Source organism: Streptomyces sp. NPDC002044, assembly GCF_040296725.1.
GTDB lineage: Bacteria > Actinomycetota > Actinomycetes > Streptomycetales > Streptomycetaceae > Streptomyces > Streptomyces antarcticus.
In genome coordinates this window covers 1-15561 of the sequence record NZ_JBEOXU010000142.1, presented here as the reverse complement: position 1 = coordinate 15561, position 15561 = coordinate 1, and the positions used below count along the sequence as shown (strand labels likewise).

The 15561-nt window shown below is 73.0% G+C and carries 12 protein-coding genes and 1 pseudogene; 10 read left to right on the top strand and 3 right to left on the bottom strand.

Going from position 1 to position 15561, the window contains the following annotated elements; all coding sequences use genetic code 11:
- Nucleotides 1-116 precede the first annotated feature (116 nt).
- Entirely contained in the window at nucleotides 117-1316 is a 1200-nt protein-coding gene (locus ABT106_RS26220) for an acetyl-CoA C-acetyltransferase (protein WP_351281891.1), read from the bottom strand.
- Between the two features lie 137 nt (nucleotides 1317-1453).
- Between ABT106_RS26220 and mce the strand changes: the two genes are divergently transcribed.
- The 7 genes from mce to ABT106_RS26185 all read left to right on the top strand — a co-directional run bounded on the left by mce (nucleotide 1454) and on the right by ABT106_RS26185 (nucleotide 11714).
- Nucleotides 1454-1882 carry a methylmalonyl-CoA epimerase gene (gene mce, locus ABT106_RS26215; protein ID WP_267717796.1) on the top strand — a complete coding sequence of 143 codons (429 nt, stop codon included), beginning with the start codon at nucleotides 1454-1456 and terminating at the stop codon, nucleotides 1880-1882.
- Nucleotides 1883-2064: 182 nt separating this feature from the next.
- The gene (scy, locus tag ABT106_RS26210) at nucleotides 2065-6534 is read left to right on the top strand and encodes a polarized growth protein Scy (protein ID WP_351281888.1); all 4470 of its coding nucleotides are present in this window, start codon (nucleotides 2065-2067) and stop codon (nucleotides 6532-6534) included.
- A 195-nt stretch (nucleotides 6535-6729) separates the two neighbouring features.
- Entirely contained in the window at nucleotides 6730-7668 is a 939-nt protein-coding gene (locus ABT106_RS26205) for a coiled-coil domain-containing protein (protein ID WP_267838814.1), read from the top strand.
- A gap of 113 nt (nucleotides 7669-7781) precedes the next feature.
- Nucleotides 7782-8792, top strand: coding sequence for an ABC transporter ATP-binding protein (locus ABT106_RS26200; RefSeq protein ID WP_351281885.1), 1011 nt, complete (start codon nucleotides 7782-7784; stop codon nucleotides 8790-8792).
- Between the two features lie 2 nt (nucleotides 8793-8794).
- The gene (locus tag ABT106_RS26195) at nucleotides 8795-9553 is read left to right on the top strand and encodes an ABC transporter permease (protein ID WP_351281883.1); all 759 of its coding nucleotides are present in this window, start codon (nucleotides 8795-8797) and stop codon (nucleotides 9551-9553) included.
- A gap of 152 nt (nucleotides 9554-9705) precedes the next feature.
- Nucleotides 9706-10821 carry an ABC transporter ATP-binding protein gene (locus ABT106_RS26190; protein WP_351281880.1) on the top strand — a complete coding sequence of 372 codons (1116 nt, stop codon included), beginning with the start codon at nucleotides 9706-9708 and terminating at the stop codon, nucleotides 10819-10821.
- The gene (locus ABT106_RS26185) at nucleotides 10818-11714 is read left to right on the top strand and encodes an ABC transporter permease (RefSeq protein WP_351281877.1); all 897 of its coding nucleotides are present in this window, start codon (nucleotides 10818-10820) and stop codon (nucleotides 11712-11714) included. The genes ABT106_RS26190 and ABT106_RS26185 overlap by 4 nt, the downstream gene beginning before the upstream one ends.
- Nucleotides 11715-11777: 63 nt before the next feature.
- On the opposite strand, the gene ABT106_RS26180 is transcribed toward ABT106_RS26185, so the two are convergent.
- Nucleotides 11778-12104 (bottom strand): Rv1322 family protein, encoded by a 327-nt coding sequence (locus tag ABT106_RS26180; RefSeq protein WP_267717805.1) that lies wholly within the window; start codon nucleotides 12102-12104, stop codon nucleotides 11778-11780.
- Between the two features lie 230 nt (nucleotides 12105-12334).
- Here ABT106_RS26180 and ABT106_RS26175 point away from each other — a divergent pair, with 230 nt between their 5' ends.
- Nucleotides 12335-13366, top strand: coding sequence for an LLM class flavin-dependent oxidoreductase (locus tag ABT106_RS26175; RefSeq protein WP_351281875.1), 1032 nt, complete (start codon nucleotides 12335-12337; stop codon nucleotides 13364-13366).
- A gap of 30 nt (nucleotides 13367-13396) precedes the next feature.
- Here the strand turns inward: ABT106_RS26175 and ABT106_RS26170 are convergent, their stop codons facing one another.
- Nucleotides 13397-13789, bottom strand: coding sequence for an SCO5389 family protein (locus ABT106_RS26170; RefSeq protein ID WP_351281872.1), 393 nt, complete (start codon nucleotides 13787-13789; stop codon nucleotides 13397-13399).
- A gap of 220 nt (nucleotides 13790-14009) precedes the next feature.
- Between ABT106_RS26170 and nucS the strand changes: the two genes are divergently transcribed.
- Nucleotides 14010-14681, top strand: coding sequence for an endonuclease NucS (nucS, locus tag ABT106_RS26165; RefSeq protein WP_031150502.1), 672 nt, complete (start codon nucleotides 14010-14012; stop codon nucleotides 14679-14681).
- A gap of 124 nt (nucleotides 14682-14805) precedes the next feature.
- Nucleotides 14806-15561: pseudogene (locus tag ABT106_RS26160) on the top strand (hypothetical protein); the annotation flags it as partial.

Below are 15561 nucleotides of genomic sequence, written 5' to 3'. Positions count from 1 at the left end.
GCGGGGGGGGCGGGGGGGGGGCGGGGGGGGGGTGTGGTGGGGGGGGGGGGGGGGGGGGCCCCCCGGGGGGGGGGGGGGGGGGGGGGGGCGCCCCCCCCCCCCCCCCCGCGCCGCTCCTACCGGGGAACGCGCACGATCAGCGCGTCGCCCTGCCCGCCGCCGCCGCACAGCGCGGCCGCGCCGACCCCGCCGCCGCGGCGCTTCAGCTCCAGCGCCAGGTGCAGCACCACGCGGGCGCCGGACATGCCGATCGGGTGGCCGAGCGCGATGGCGCCGCCGTTCACGTTCACCTTTTCCGGGGTCACGCCGAGGTCCTTCATCGACTGCACGGCGACCGCGGCGAAAGCCTCGTTGATCTCGATGAGGTCCAGGTCGGAGACGTCCAGGCCCTCCTTGCCCAGCGCGTGCCGGATCGCGTTGGACGGCTGCGACTGCAGGGAGTTGTCGGGACCGGCCACGTTGCCGTGGGCGCCGATCTCGGCGAGCCACTCCAGGCCCAGTTCCTCGGCCTTGGCCTTGCTCATCACGACCACGGCGGCCGCGCCGTCGCTGATCTGCGAGGACGTGCCGGCGGTGATGGTGCCGTCCTTCGCGAAGGCCGGACGCAGCTTCCCGAGGGACTCCGCCGTGGTCTCCGGGCGGATGCCCTCGTCCTGCGAGAAGACCACCGGGTCGCCCTTGCGCTGCGGGATCTCCACCGGGGCGATCTCGGCCTCGAAGACGCCGTTCTTCTGCGCCGCGGCGGCCCGCTGGTGGGAGGTGGCCGCGAACGCGTCCTGCGGGGCCCGCTCGATGCCGAGGCGGGTGTTGTGCTTCTCCGTGGACTCGCCCATCGCGATGTTCTCGAAGGCGTCGGTGAGGCCGTCGTGGGCCATCGCGTCGAGCATCTCGATGGCGCCGTACTTGTAGCCCTCGCGGGACTTGGGCAGCAGGTGCGGGGCGTTGGTCATGGACTCCTGGCCGCCCGCGACGACGATGTCGAACTCCCCGGCGCGGATGAGCTGGTCCGCCAGCGCGATGGCGTCCAGGCCCGAGAGGCACACCTTGTTGATGGTGAGCGCGGGCACGTTCATGGGGATGCCGGCCTTGACGGCGGCCTGGCGGGCGGGGATCTGGCCCGCGCCGGCCTGGAGCACCTGGCCCATGATCACGTACTGCACCTGGTCGCCGGAGATCCCGGCCCGTTCCAGCGCGGACTTGATGGCGAAGCCGCCGAGGTCGGCGCCCGAGAAGGACTTCAGCGATCCGAGCAGCCGGCCCATGGGCGTGCGGGCCCCGGCGACGATCACTGAGGTGGTGTTGTTCGATCCGGACATGAGGCACAGCCCCTTGAGGATGAGGAGTGAACGAGGGTTTACCTGAATGTACTGAGCGGTACCGGCGCCGTCACCGGGCTGTCGGTGTGATCGCTGGCACGTTGCGTGACCACCCCCCGGGGCGGTGCACTGGTCTCATGCTGACAAGGATCGACCACATCGGGATCGCCTGCTTCGACCTCGACAAGACCGTCGAGTTCTACCGTGCCACGTACGGATTCGAGGTGTTCCACACCGAGATCAACGAAGAACAGGGCGTGCGCGAGGCCATGCTCAAGATCAACGGGACGTCCGACGGCGGCGCCTCGTACCTCCAGCTCCTGGAGCCCACCCGCGAGGACTCCACGGTCGCCAAGTGGCTGGCCAAGAACGGCGAGGGCGTCCACCACATCGCCTTCGGCACCGAGGACGTCCTCGGCGACTCGGAGGCCATCCGCGGAAAGGGCGTCCGCGTGCTCTACGACCAGCCCCGGACGGGGTCGATGGGCTCCCAGATCACCTTCCTGCACCCCAAGGACTGCGGCGGCGTACTCACCGAACTCGTCACCTCCCACCCTGAGCACTGATGTCCCGATTCCCCGGCCGGTACAGTGGCCATGGCTCGGCCGGGGTTTCGGTGCGGAGACGGGGTCGGGGCCTGTGACCCCTGCCCCGGTATCTGACACCATTCCCCGGGGGCGTCGTTCAGCGGGCGGACGATGCTCATTTGGGAGTGAGCTTGCGACCAGGGGACGGATGGGACCGCGCTGTGCGGGGCTACGAAAGCCAGGAGAGCCATCAGGCGGAGGCCGACCATCTCTCGCTCTTCGAAGCCGAGATGGAGCGGCTGAAGAAGGAACGCGGGAAGGCCGTCCAGCACGCCGAGGACCTGGGATACCAGGTCGAGGTGCTGCGCGCCAAGCTCCACGAGGTACGCCGCTCTCTGGCGTCCCGCCCCGCCTACGACGGCGCGGACATGGGCTACCAGGCGGAGCAGCTGCTCCGCAATGCCCAGATCCAGGCCGACCAGATGCGCTCCGACGCCGAGCGCGAGCTGCGTGACGCCCGGGCCCAGACCCAGCGCATCCTCCAGGAGCACGCCGAGCACCAGGCGCGCCTGCAGGCCGAACTGCACGCCGAGGCCGTCAACCGCCGCCAGCGCCTGGACCAGGAGCTGGGCGAGCGCCGCCAGACCGTCGAGGCCCACGTCAACGAGAACGTGGCCTGGGCCGAGCAGCTGCGCGCCCGTACGGAGTCCCAGGCCCGCCGCCTCATGGAGGAGTCCCGCGCCGAGGCCGAGCAGTCCCTGAACGCGGCCCGCGCCGAAGCGGCGCGCATCGCCGAGGAGACCCGCCGGCGGCTCGCGGAGGCGTCCGAGGCCGGCCGCGCCGAGACCGAGGCCACGCTGCTGCGCGCCCGCAAGGAGGCCGAGCGGCTGCTCGGCGCCGCGTCCGCGCAGGCCCAGGAGGCCACCGAGCACGCCGAGCGGCTGCGCTCCACCACGTCCGCCGAGGCCGAGCAGACCCGGCAGCAGACCATGGACCTCGGCCGGGTGGCCGAGTCCCGCGTGCAGGAGGCCGACAGCGCGCTGCGCGGGGCCCGCGCCGAAGCCGAGAAGGTCCTCGCCGAGGCCAAGGAGAGCGCGGCCCGCCAGCTCGCGTCGGCGGAGTCGGTCAACGAGCAGCGCACCCGCACCGCCAAGGAGCAGGTCGCCCGTCTCGTCGGCGAGGCCACCAAGGAGTCCGAGGTCCTGAAGGCGGAGGCCGAGCAGGCGCTCGCCGACGCCCGCGCCGAGGCCGAGCGGCTGCGCTCCGAGGCCGGCGAGCAGGCCCGTACGGCCGCCGCCGAGGACACGGCGGCGCAGCTGGCGAAGGCCGCGCGGACCGCCGAGGACGTACTGAACAAGGCGTCGCAAGACGCCCGCGCCACCACGCGGGCCGCGTCCGAGGAGGCCGAGCGGATCCGCCGCGAGGCCGAGTCGGAGGCCGACCGGCTGCGCCTCCAGGCGGCGACCACGGCGGACGAGCTCAAGGGCGCCGCGAAGGACGACACCGAGGAGTACCGGGCCCGTACCGTCGAGCTCCAGGAGGAGGCCCGGCGGCTGCGCGGCGAGGCGGAGCAGCTGCGCGCCGAGGCCGTCGCCGAGGGCGAGCGGATCCGCGGCGAGGCCCGCCGCGAGGCCGTGCAGCAGATCGAGGAGGCGGCCCGGACCGCCGAGGAGCTGCTCGGCAAGTCCCGCGCCGACGCGGACGAGGTGCGCGGCAGCGCCACCGCCGAGAGCGAGCGGGTCCGCGGCGAGGCCGTGGAGCGGGCCACCACCCTGCGCAAGCAGGCCGAGGAGACCCTGGAGCGGACCCGCGCCGAGGCCGAGCGGCTGCGCGCGCAGGCCGAGGAGCAGGCGGAGGCCGTCCGCGCCGAGGCGGACGCCGCGGCCCGGGCGCGGCGCGAGGAGACCGAGCAGGCGCTCGCCGCGAAGCGGGCGGAGGCCGACGAGGAGCTCGTACGGCTGCACACGGACGCCGAGGGCCGGCTGACCACGGCCGAGCAGACGCTCCGCGACGCCCGCACGGCGGCGGAGGGCATCCGCCGCGAGACCACCGAGGAGGCCGACCGGCTGCGCGCCGAGTCGGCGGAGCGCGTCCGTACCCTTCAGACGCAGGCCGAAGCCGAGGCCGACCAGCTGCGCGGCGACGCGGCGGACGACGCCGGGCGGGTGCGCGCGGAAGCCGAGCAGATCGCCGTACGGCTGCGCGCGGAGGCCGAGACCGAGGCGGAGCGCGTGCGCTCCGAGGCGCAGGAGACCGCGGACCGGCTGCGCGCGGAGGCGAAGGCAGCGGCCGAGCGGGTCGCCGCGGAGGGCGCCGAGGCGCTGGCCGCCGCGCAGGAGGAGGCGGCCCGGCGCCGCCGGGAGTCCGAGGAGACGCTCGCGTCGGCGCGGACCGACGCGGAGAGCGAGCGGGCCCAGGCCCGCGAGGAGAGCGAAGAGCTGCTGGCGCAGGCCCGCAAGCGCTCCGAGGAGGCGCAGGCCGAGGCGGTCTGGCTGACCGAGGAGGCGGAGCGGCGCGCGTCGGAGGTCGTGGCGGCGGCGGAGGCCACCGCGCAGCAGGTACGGGATGCCGTGGCCGGGCTGCACGAGCAGGCCGAGGAGGAGGTCGCCGGACTGCGCAGCGCCGCCGAGCACGCGGCGCAGCGGACGAGGACCGAGGCCGAGGAGGAGGCGTCGCGCGTCCGCGCCGACGCCCACGAGGAGCGCGAGCGGGCCACGGGGGACGCCCTGCGCATCCGCACCGAGGCGCGGGCCGAGACGGACGCGGCGAAGGCCCTGGCGGAGCGCACGGTCGGCGACGCGATCGCCGAGGCCGAGCAGCTGCGCACGGACACCGCCGAGTACGCGCAGCGGGTGCGTACGGAGGCCACGGACGCCCTGGCGGCCTCCGAGCGGGACGCGGCCCGGACCCGGGCGGACGCCCGCGACGACGCCAACCGGATCCGCGGCGAGGCGGCGGAGGCCCTGGAGACCTCGCGTGCCGAGGGCGCCCTGATCACCGCCGAGGCGGCGGCCGCGGCGGCGCTGGTCACCGAGGAGACCCGCGCGGCGAACGCCGTCACGGTCGGCGAGGCGACCGCGGAGGCCGAGCGGATCACCGTCGAGGCCGCGGCGGCGGCGGAGGCGCTGCGCACCGAGGCCGCCACGACCGTGGACGAGGCCCGCGCCGAGGCGAACCGGTTGCGCGGCGAGGCCGCCGAGCAGGCCGACCGGCTCATCGGCGAGGCGTCGACGCAGTCGCAGAAGCTCACGGCGCAGGCCACCGAGACCCTGGCCGGCGCCGAGCGCGACGCGACGCGGATCCTGGTGGAGTCCCGTGCCGAGGGCGACCGGCTCGTCGAGGAGACCCGCGCGGCCAACGAACTCACCGTCGGCGAGGCCGCGGCCGAGGCCGAGCGGCTGCGGGCCGACGCGGCCCGGACCCTGGACGACGCCCGGGCGGAGGGCGGCCGGATCATCGGCGAGGCCACCGCGGAGGCGGACCGCGTCACGGTCGCGGCGAACGAGACCCTGGCGAGCGCGGAGCGGGAGTCCGAGCAGACCCGGGACGAGGCGCGCGCCGAGGCGAACCGGCTGCGCGGCGAGGCCGCCGAGCAGGCGGACCGGCTCGTCGCCCAGGCCACGGCGGAGGCTTCGAAGCTCACCGAGCGGACCCGCAAGGACAACGAGCGCACGGTCGGCGAGGCCGCGAACGAGGCCGGGCGGCTGCGCGCGGAGGCGGCGGAGGCGCTGTCGTCGGCGCAGGAGCACGCGACGCGTACCCGCTCGGAGGCCGAGCGGGTCAAGGCGGAGGCGGCGAACGAGGCCGAGCGCATCCGCTCGGAGGCCCGTACGGAGTCCGAGCGCGTCCTGGACGAAGCCCGCGAGGAGGCCAACAAGCGCCGCAGCGAGGCCGCGGAGCAGGTCGACCGGCTCGTCACCGAGGCTCTGGCGGAGGCCGAGAAGGTCACCGTCGACGCCCGGAAGCAGGCCCTCGCCGCCACCACGGCGGCCGAGGAGCAGGCCGACGCGATGGTCGACGCGGCTCGCAAGGAGGCCGCGCGCATCACCTCGGAGTCGACCGTCGAGGGCAACTCCCTGGTGGAGAAGGCCCGTACGGACGCGGACGAACTGCTGGTCGGGGCTCGTACGGACGCGTCGGCCATAAGGGAGCGGGCGGAGGAGCTGCGCGGCCGGGTCGAGGCGGAGGTCGAGGAACTGCACGAGCGGGCCCGCAGGGAGTCGGCCGAGCAGATGAAGTCGGCCGGCGAGCGCGTGGACAAGCTGGTGCGGGCGGCGACCGAGCAGAGCGTCGAGGCCGAGGCGAAGGCCAAGGAGCTGGTGTCGGACGCGAGCAGCGAGGCGAGCAAGGTCCGCATCGCCGCGGTGCGCAAGGCCGAGGCGCTCCTGAAGGAGGCCGAGCAGAAGAAGGCCGAGGTGTCCCGCGAGGCCGACAAGACGCTGACGCAGGCGAAGGCGGAGGCCGAACGGCTCGTCGACGAGGGCCGCCGCGAGCTGGAGGTCCTGGTGCGCCGGCGCGAGGACATTCAGGCGGAGATCTCCCGTGTCCAGGACGTTCTTGAGGCGTTGGAATCATTCGAGGCGCCTTCGGGCGGCGGGAAACCCGCGATCGGCGGCCAGGGCACGGGGGGCGTGAAGGCCGGAGCGGCAGCGGGGTCGACTCGTTCGGGTGGCAAGACGTCAGAGGGCTAGCCAAGGCGCTGTGATGTGTGCTCCTGATGGAGGTTCAGGCGAACGAGTGACAAGCATTCTGTCGCCTTGCCACTCAAAAGGGGTGTCATTGTCCGGATCAAACGCGGATTGACTCGATGACACGCCGTCCGGGCGCCTAGGATTCCCCTTAACACCTCACGTAGCACCTCATCGGTCTCATTCGACAGGAACCCCATGAGCGACACTTCCTCCCCCTTCGGCTTCGAGCTCGTGCGGCGTGGTTACGACCGCGGTCAGGTGGACGACCGCATTACCAAGCTGGTCTCCGACCGCGACAGCGCCCTTGGACGTATCAACTCTCTGGAAAAGCGGATCGAGGAACTACACCTCGAGACGCAGAACGCCCAGGCCCAGGTGAACGACGCCGAGCCGTCGTACGCCGGCCTCGGCGCCCGGGTCGAGAAGATCCTGCGGCTGGCCGAGGAGGAGGCGAAGGACCTGCGCGAGGAGGCCCGTCGCGCGGCCGAGCAGCACCGCGAGCTGGCCGAGTCGGCCGCCCAGCAGGTGCGCAACGACGCCGAGTCGTTCGCCGCCGACCGGAAGTCGACGGCCGAGGACGAGGGTGTCCGGATCGTCGAGAAGGCGAAGGGCGACGCCTCCGCCCTGCGCACCGAGGCTCAGAAGGACGCGGCTTCCAAGCGCGAGGAGGCCGACGCCCTCTTCGAGGAGACCCGCGCCAAGGCCGCCCAGGCCGCAGCGGACTTCGAGACCAACCTGGCCAAGCGCCGCGAGCAGTCGGAGCGCGACCTGGCCGGCCGTCAGGCCAAGGCCGAGAAGCGCCTCGCGGAGATCGAGCACCGCGCGGAGCAGCTGCGCCTGGAGGCCGAGAAGCTCCGTACGGACGCCGAGCGCCGCGCCCGCCAGACCGTGGAGACCGCGCAGCGCCAGGCCGAGGACATCGTCGCCGACGCCAACGCCAAGGCCGACCGCATCCGCAGCGAGTCCGAGCGCGAGCTGGCGGCGCTCACCAACCGCCGCGACTCGATCAACGCGCAGCTGACCAACGTCCGCGAGATGCTGGCGACGCTGACCGGTGCGGCCGTCGCGGCGGCCACCCCGATCGTCGACGACGAGCCGGTCTCGCGCGGGGTTCCGGCGCAGCAGTCCCGCTAGCAGGACGCTGTTCACGCGCGGATGGCGCGCACGATGCGTCATTGTGATGCCCGAGGGCCGTACGTCCCCTGTTCGAGGTGGCGTACGGCCCTCCGGCGTTCTAGCGTGGCCGCATGATCGAGCTTGAGGGCCTTACGAAACGATTCGGCGCGAAAACCGCCGTGGACCACCTCAGCTTCCAGGTCAGACCGGGGGTGGTGACCGGCTTCCTCGGCCCCAACGGGGCGGGGAAGTCCACGACCATGCGCATGATGCTCGACCTCGACAACCCGACCAGTGGAACGGTCCGGATCGACGGGAAGCACTACCGGGAACTGCCGGAACCGCTGAAGTACATCGGGGCGCTGCTGGACGCCAAGTCCATGCACGGCGGCCGCTCCGCGTACAACAACCTCCTGTGCCTGGCCCAGTCGAACCGGATCCCGGAGCGGCGGGTCGCGGAGGTCCTGGACCTGGTCGGGCTGACGGCCGTGGCCAAGAAGAAGTCGAAAGGATTTTCGCTGGGGATGGGGCAGCGGCTGGGAATCGCCTCCGCGCTGCTCGGTGATCCGGAGATCCTGATGTTCGACGAACCCGTCAATGGTCTGGACCCCGAGGGAATTCTCTGGATCCGCAATCTGATGAAGGGGCTGGCCGCCGAGGGGAGGACGATCTTCGTCTCCTCTCACCTGATGAGCGAAATGGCGCTGACCGCGCAGCATTTGGTGGTCATCGGACAAGGCAGGCTGCTGGCGGACCTGTCGATGGCCGATTTCATCCAGCAGAACTCGCGCAGTTACGTCCGGCTGCGCTCGCCGCAGCAGGAACGGCTCAAGGACGTCCTGCACGAGGCCGGCATCAGCGCCGTCAGCGTGCCGGCGACCGGCGTGCTGGAGATCGACGGCGTGGAGTCGGAGCGGCTCGGCGAGCTGGCCGCCCAGCACCAGATCGTGCTGCACGAACTCAGCCCGCAACGGGCCTCACTGGAGGAAGCGTTCATGCGCATGACGGCGGACTCCGTCGAGTACCACGCCCACGCCCCGGGCGCCCCGGGGGCGGTCGGCTCCGCCGACAACCCGGCCCGGCCCGCCGACGTCCCCGCCTGGGGCGCCGGCTTCGAGGCGAAGCGCAAGGGTGGTGAGTGATCATGGCCTTCACCCCCGTCCTCACCTCCGAGTGGACCAAGATCCGCACGGTCGCCTCCACGACGTGGACGCTCGCGCTCGTCTTCCTCATCACCGTCGGGTTCGCCGCACTGTTCGCCGCCACGTTCGACGCGGCGGGCCAGGAGGGGGCCTTCGATCCGACCGCGCTGAGCTTCAGCTCGATGCAGTTCGGACAGCTGGCCATGATCGTCTTCGGTGTGATGGTCGTCAGCACCGAGTACAGCACGGGCATGATCCGCACCTCGCTGGCCGCGGTGCCCCACCGCACGCACTTCCTGCTCGGCAAGATGACGGTGGCGACGGCCCTGGCCCTGGCCGTCGGGCTGCTGACGAGCTTCGCGTCGTTCTTCCTCACCCAGGCCCTCCTGGGCGACTCCGGCGTCGGCATCGGCGGGGAGAACGTCCTGCGCGCCGTGGTGGGCGCGGGCGTGTACATGGCGCTCATCGCCCTGTTCTGCATGGGCGCGGCGACCATGCTGCGCAGCTCCGTCGCCTCGATCAGCCTGCTGATCCCGTTCTTCCTGATCGTCTCGAACCTCCTCGCGGGCTTCGAGGCGACCCGTTCGGTCGGGCAGTACCTGCCCAGCAACGCGGGTTCGAGGATCATGCTCGTCGTGCCCGACGCGTTCGGGACCCCCGAGGCGCCGTACGGCCCCTGGGGCGGGCTCGGGATCATGCTGCTGTGGGTCGCCGCCGCCGTGATCGGCGGCCTGCTCGTCCTCAAGAAGAGGGACGCCTGAGCACCGGGTCCTCCTGACGTACTACGGGTGATCCCCGAGCCGCTCTCAGGGGCGGCTCAGGGATCATGCCCGGGACGGAACCACCGGAGACTCGTTATCCTCTTAATCCTTACGCGGGCGATCGTCGTCCCGGCCTGGTAAGGGGCAGCAAGATGATCGAGGCAGTCGGACTCACCAAGCGCTTCGGCGCGAAGACCGCCGTCGACCAGTTGTCGTTCCAGGTCAAGCCGGGTCACGTCACCGGATTCCTCGGGCCCAACGGCTCGGGCAAGTCCACCACCATGCGCATGATCGTCGGCCTGGACCGGCCCACGTCCGGTCACGTCACGATCAACGGCCGCCCCTTCCGGGACCTGCCGAACGCCCAGCGGCACGTCGGCGCGCTGCTCGATGCCAAGGCCGTCCACGGCGGCCGCCGGGCGCGCACCCACCTGCTCTCCGTCGCCCAGCTCTCCGGCATCCCGGAGAAGCGGGTGGACGAGGTCCTGGCCGTGGTCGGCCTCCAGGGCACCGCCCGGCAGCGCACGAAGGGCTTCTCGCTCGGCATGGGCCAGCGGCTCGGCATCGCCACCGCCCTGCTCGGCGACCCGCAGGTGCTGCTCTTCGACGAGCCGGTCAACGGCCTCGACCCCGAGGGCATCCTCTGGGTCCGCAACCTGATGCGGCAGCTCGCCGCCGAGGGCCGCACCGTCTTCGTCTCCTCGCACCTGATGAGCGAGATGGCCCTCACCGCCGACCACCTGATCGTGATCGGCCGGGGCCGGCTGCTGGCCGAGATGGGCACCCAGGAGTTCATCACCCACAACTCGGCCGGATTCGCTCGGGTGCGCACGGCCGACACCCACCCGGATGGCCGGGACACGATGGCCGCCGCCCTCACCGGGGCGGGCGCCCGGGTGCTCAAGGAGCCCGACGGAGCACTCCGCGTGACCGGACTGGAGCTGCCGCACATCGCCGACCTCGCGCACGGGGCGGGCGTACGGCTGTGGGAGCTGTCGCCGCACCGGGCCTCGCTGGAGGAGGCGTACATGCGGCTGACCCAGTCCTCCGTCGAGTACGCCTCCACCGAGGACCCGCGCGCCGAGCTGTGGGAGCCCGAGCCCCCGAGCGTCCCGGCGTGGGAGGACGAGGAGGAGGCCCCGCGGGCCCCCGCCGCCGCCTTCTACGCTCCCCCGCCGCCCGCGGCGGGCGGGCAGCCCTTCCTGATGCCCGGCAGCCCCGGCGAACTCGCCGCGGCGGCGAAGAACAACCCCGAGGAATCCCGATGACCGCCCCCACGCCCAGCGGCCCCGCGCCCGGCGCCCACGCGCCCGGCGGCCCCGCGCCCGGCGGCGCGACGGGCACCGCGGTCCGGCCGGCGGGCTACAGCTCCCCGCTGCCCACCCCGCGGCCGCACCTGGGGCACGCCCTGGCCTCGGAGTGGACCAAGCTGGTCTCCGTCCGCTCCACCCTGTGGACGCTGGGCTCCCTCGTGGTGGTCGTCGTCGGCATCGGGCTGCTCTTCGTCGCGCAGAGCAGCGACCGGGACTACGCCGGGATCACCTTCGCCACGCCCGCGCTCTTCGGGCTGCTGGTCGGGCAGATCGCGGTCATGGTGCTCGGCGCCCTGACGATCACCTCCGAGCACGCCACCGGCCTGGTCCGCACGACCTTCACCGCCGCCCCGGAGCGCCACCGCGTGCTCACCGCGAAGTACCTCGTCTTCAGCGCCGCCGCCTTCACCGTCGTCAGCGCCGCCGTCTTCGTCGTCGGGCTGGCCGGGCAGATCGTGCACGGCGGGAGCGCCGCCGGCGCCCACCCCGCCACCGAATGGTCCGGCGCCCTGCTGGGCAGCCTCTACGTCACCCTGCTCGGCGTCCTCGCGCTCGCCGTCGGCGCGCTGATCCGGCACTCGGCCGGGGCCATCGCCGTGATGCTGGGGTTCGTCACGCTGCCGCCGGTGATAGGCGCCATGCTCAACATCTGGGAAGCGGCGGCGCCCACCGGACAGGTGATCCTCGAACACAACGCCCCGGTGGCCCTGATGACGCTGTTCGGCATGCAGGAGAGCGACGTCTCCCTGGCCATGCCGGGGCCGGGCATCCACATGCTGGTCATCCTGGTCGTCACCGGCGCCGCCGTGACCGCCTCGTACGTGACGGTGGGCCGCCGGGACGTGTGACCCCTGCGGGGCTCGTGCCGGGGTCTCGTTTCCGGGGCTCGTGCCCGGTTCTACCGCCCGGCTCTAGTGCCGGGGAGCGTTGCGGGACCGCTGCACCTTCGAGGTGCGGCGGTCCTTCGCGTTCCAACAGGCCTTGTGCCAGTGCCGCCGGTCGTCCACCCCGCCGTACTCGGGCCAGGCCACCAGGTGCGGGGTTCCGGAGGGGATCTCCTGGTCGCAGCCGGGGCAGCGGTAGCGCTTGCCCGCCGCGCTCGCGCCGGCGACGTGGCGGATCTTCCACTCCTCGCCCTGGTACTCCTCCGTCCGCTCCAGGCCGTACCGGTCGAGGCCGGTGCTGGGTCGTTCGTCCGGAGTCTCGCCGCCCCTGGGGCGGTTGTGGCGCGGTGACACGTATACCTCACGGAAGGGCGGACGGCAGTGACTTTCTCCCAGACTACGCGCCGCGGGCCCGGGTACCCGCAGGGTGTCTACCGAAGGCGGGCCGCGCACGGGCGACTGGCCCGACAATCCCAATAACTTTCCTGTCAGCCCGTGCCTTTGGCACGTGTCAGACGTTGTTGCCATAGGAAGAACCGGTCCACCTGGGGGAGGCCGCGTCAGCCGCGAGGAGGCTAAAGGCGATGCGCGTAGGAGCATTTGTACTGGCGGCCCAGTTCCCGGGCCAGGGAGCGGGCGAGGCACTGCACCGGGCGGTGCGCACCGCGGAGGTGGCCGAGGAGGCCGGGCTCGACTCGGTCTGGGTCGCCGAGCACCACTTCGTCCCGTACGGGGTCTGCCCCTCGGCGGTGACCCTGGCGGCCCTGATGCTGGGCCGGACCCGGCGGCTGCGCGTGGGCACGGCGGTGAGCGTGCTGCCGAGCGCGCACCCGGTGGCCCTCGGGGAGCAGACGGCGCTGCTGCACCTGACCTCGGGCGGCCGGTTCACCCTCGGGGTGGGGCGCGGCGGGCCGTGGGTCGACCTGGAGGTGTTCGGGGGCGGCCTGGACTCGTACGAGAACGGCTTCCCGGAGGCCCTGGACCTGCTGCGGAACTGGCTGACCCGGGCGCGGGTGGGGGCCACCGGCGAGCGGTACGACTTCCGCGAGGTGGCCGTGGTACCGCGGCCCTCGGAGGCCCTGGACGGGGACGGGCCCGGTCCGGAGGTGATCGTGGCGTGCACCTCGCCGTCATCGGTGCGGTCGGCCGCGGAGCGGGGACTGCCGATGCTGCTGGGCATGCACTGCGGGGACGAGGACAAGGCGGCGATGGTCGCGCTGTGGCGGCGCACGGCCCGGGCCGCGGGTCACTCGGCGCGGGACGTGGCCCGGGCGGGGCACGTCTCCGCGGGGGTGTGCCAGCTGGCGGACCGCACGGCGGACGCCCGCGAGACCCTGCTGAAGGCGATGCCCGGCTGGTTCAGGCAGGGCCTGGACGCACACGTGACGGTGGACGGTCGCGCGCGCGCGATGCGGGACCCGCGCGCCTACACGGAACTGCTCTGCGACCTGCACCCGGTGGGCACCCCGGCCCTCGCGGCGGACCGGCTCGCGGCCACCTCGGAACGGACCGGCATCACCCGCTTCGCCCTCCTGACGGAGGGCTCCGGCGATCTCGCCGCGACGGAGGAGAACGTACGACGCCTCGGCGCCGAAGTCCTGCCCCGCCTCGGCTGAGACCGGCCGGCGGGTGCCCGCCGGCAGGTGCTAGCAGTCCCGCATGGTCGGGGACTGGTTGAGCAGCTGACCGCGGATCGAAGTGAACTTGGCCAGCCGGTCGTCCACCGAGGAATCCAGCGGGAAGACCGCTACCCGGTGACAGTTCTGGAACGCCAGGCGCACTCCGAAATGCCGCTGCAGGGCACCGCGTATCGCGTCACTCGCGAGGGCGCGCAGCAGCTGCCCGCGCGCCTGCTCGTCGGGGGGCGGCGTCTGGTTGTCGGCGAACTGGCCGCCGTCCACCTTCAGCTGGGCCACCAGCGAGCTGATCATCTCCCATGCGTAGGGCAGGGAGGTCCGGACGCAGTCGACGAAGGCGGCTTCGTCGACCTCGCCTCGCTCGGCCTGTTCGAGTAGGGCCGGTGAGACGTCGAGCGACATGGGTTCTCCTCTCGCGACCCCGGCCGATTGGGTTGCCGGAGTCTTACGGGCAGGGAAGGAGATCGCGACGCAGCGTGCACGCTTCGCAACCTCCCGCTCACCACGGTAGGCGCCTCGTGGATACCGCACCAGGAGAATGCGCATACAACGCGCCATCGGCGAACGGGGCTTTCAGGGGCGAATCGCGTGGAGGGCTTCCCGTCGAGTAGCGTTGCCGACCATGCGTCTCGTCATCGCCCGCTGCTCCGTCGACTACGCGGGCCGGCTCACCGCCCATCTGCCCTCGGCACCCCGTCTGATCCTCGTGAAGGCCGACGGCAGTGTCTCGATCCACGCGGACGACCGGGCGTACAAACCGCTCAACTGGATGTCGCCGCCCTGCACCCTCAAAGAGGGGACCGGCGACGAAGCCGGCGTGTGGACGGTCGTCAACAAGGCGGGTGAGAAGCTCATCATCACGATGGAAGAAGTCCTCCACGACTCCTCCCACGAGCTCGGCATCGACCCCGGGCTCATCAAGGACGGCGTCGAGGCCCACCTCCAGGAACTCCTCGCCGACCGCATCGAAACCCTGGGCGAGGGCTACACCCTGATCCGGCGCGAGTACATGACGGCCATCGGCCCCGTGGACATCCTGTGCCGGGACTCCTCCGGGGCGACGGTGGCGGTGGAGATCAAGCGGCGCGGCGAGATCGACGGCGTGGAGCAGCTGACCCGCTACCTGGAGCTGCTCAACCGCGACCCGCACCTGGCCCCGGTCCGGGGCGTCTTCGCGGCGCAGGAGATCAAGCCGCAGGCCAAGGTGCTGGCCACGGACCGCGGGATGGACTGCGTCGTACTGGACTACAACGCCATGCGCGGCATCGAGGACGACAAGCTCCGCCTGTTCTAGGCCCGTTGACCTGCCTCGCCGGGTCCGTGAGGGCGTCCCGGACCCGGCGGGCGGCCACCCGGCCGGCGGTCAGCCGGCGCCGGGCGGCAGGGGATCGGTCGGCGGCGCGACGGTGTCCGTCGGCGTGACGGGCGCCGTCGGCGACTCGGCCGTGGCCGTCGGCTCGGGCGACGGCGCGGGCGCGGTGGTCGACGGCGGCGGCGTGGTCTTCGGCGGCGTCGGGGACGGCCGCTGGGACGGGGTGCGCACCGGGGTCCGGCCCGGGACGGGCGCGAACGTCTCCCCGGGTACGACGCTCTCCCCGGGCGCGGTGGACTCCGCCGGCGCGGCCGGTTCGGCGGGCGGCGCCGTCGCGGGATCGTTTCCGCTCGTCTCCGGCACGACCGCCGCAGGCGCCGTCGGGGACGTGGAGACCGCCGGCCCCTCCTTCGCCGGTGACGGCGCGTCGGACGAACTCAGGGCCAGCGCGACCACCGTGCCCAGCGTCACCACCGCCAGCGCGCCCGCTCCGGCGAGGAGCAGGACGCGCCGCCGCCCGCCGCGCGGGCCCGGTACGGGCACGGGCACGGGCACCCGGGCCGTCGCGGCGGCGGGCTCCTTCGGCGTGAGCGGGAAGGCCTCCTCGAACACCTCCGACAGCGTCGTGGTCGGCTCCGAGCGTCCGGTGACCGGCACCACCGGAGTCAGCCGTGTCACCGCCTCCGAGGGCTCACGGGCGCCGCCCACCGGCGCGGCCGCAGTGCCGGGGCCCTTCGCGAACCCGATGGCCGGAGTGTCGGGGCCCTTCGTGAACCCGGCGGACGGCGTGACCGCCGCCGGGGCCCGAGGGGGCGTTGGCCATGGCGTGGATCTCGCCGGTGAGGGTGTCCTGGACGATGAC

Coding starts and splice junctions, on each gene's coding strand:
- ABT106_RS26170 (WP_351281872.1), bottom strand. CDS start 13,789: ATGTCGCTCGACGTCTCACCGGCCCTACTCGAACAGGCCGAGCGAGGC.
- ABT106_RS26205 (WP_267838814.1), top strand. CDS start 6,730: ATGAGCGACACTTCCTCCCCCTTCGGCTTCGAGCTCGTGCGGCGTGGT.
- ABT106_RS26220 (WP_351281891.1), bottom strand. CDS start 1,316: ATGTCCGGATCGAACAACACCACCTCAGTGATCGTCGCCGGGGCCCGC.
- ABT106_RS26175 (WP_351281875.1), top strand. CDS start 12,335: ATGCGCGTAGGAGCATTTGTACTGGCGGCCCAGTTCCCGGGCCAGGGA.
- ABT106_RS26195 (WP_351281883.1), top strand. CDS start 8,795: ATGGCCTTCACCCCCGTCCTCACCTCCGAGTGGACCAAGATCCGCACG.
- nucS (WP_031150502.1), top strand. CDS start 14,010: ATGCGTCTCGTCATCGCCCGCTGCTCCGTCGACTACGCGGGCCGGCTC.
- ABT106_RS26190 (WP_351281880.1), top strand. CDS start 9,706: ATGATCGAGGCAGTCGGACTCACCAAGCGCTTCGGCGCGAAGACCGCC.
- mce (WP_267717796.1), top strand. CDS start 1,454: ATGCTGACAAGGATCGACCACATCGGGATCGCCTGCTTCGACCTCGAC.
- ABT106_RS26200 (WP_351281885.1), top strand. CDS start 7,782: ATGATCGAGCTTGAGGGCCTTACGAAACGATTCGGCGCGAAAACCGCC.
- ABT106_RS26185 (WP_351281877.1), top strand. CDS start 10,818: ATGACCGCCCCCACGCCCAGCGGCCCCGCGCCCGGCGCCCACGCGCCC.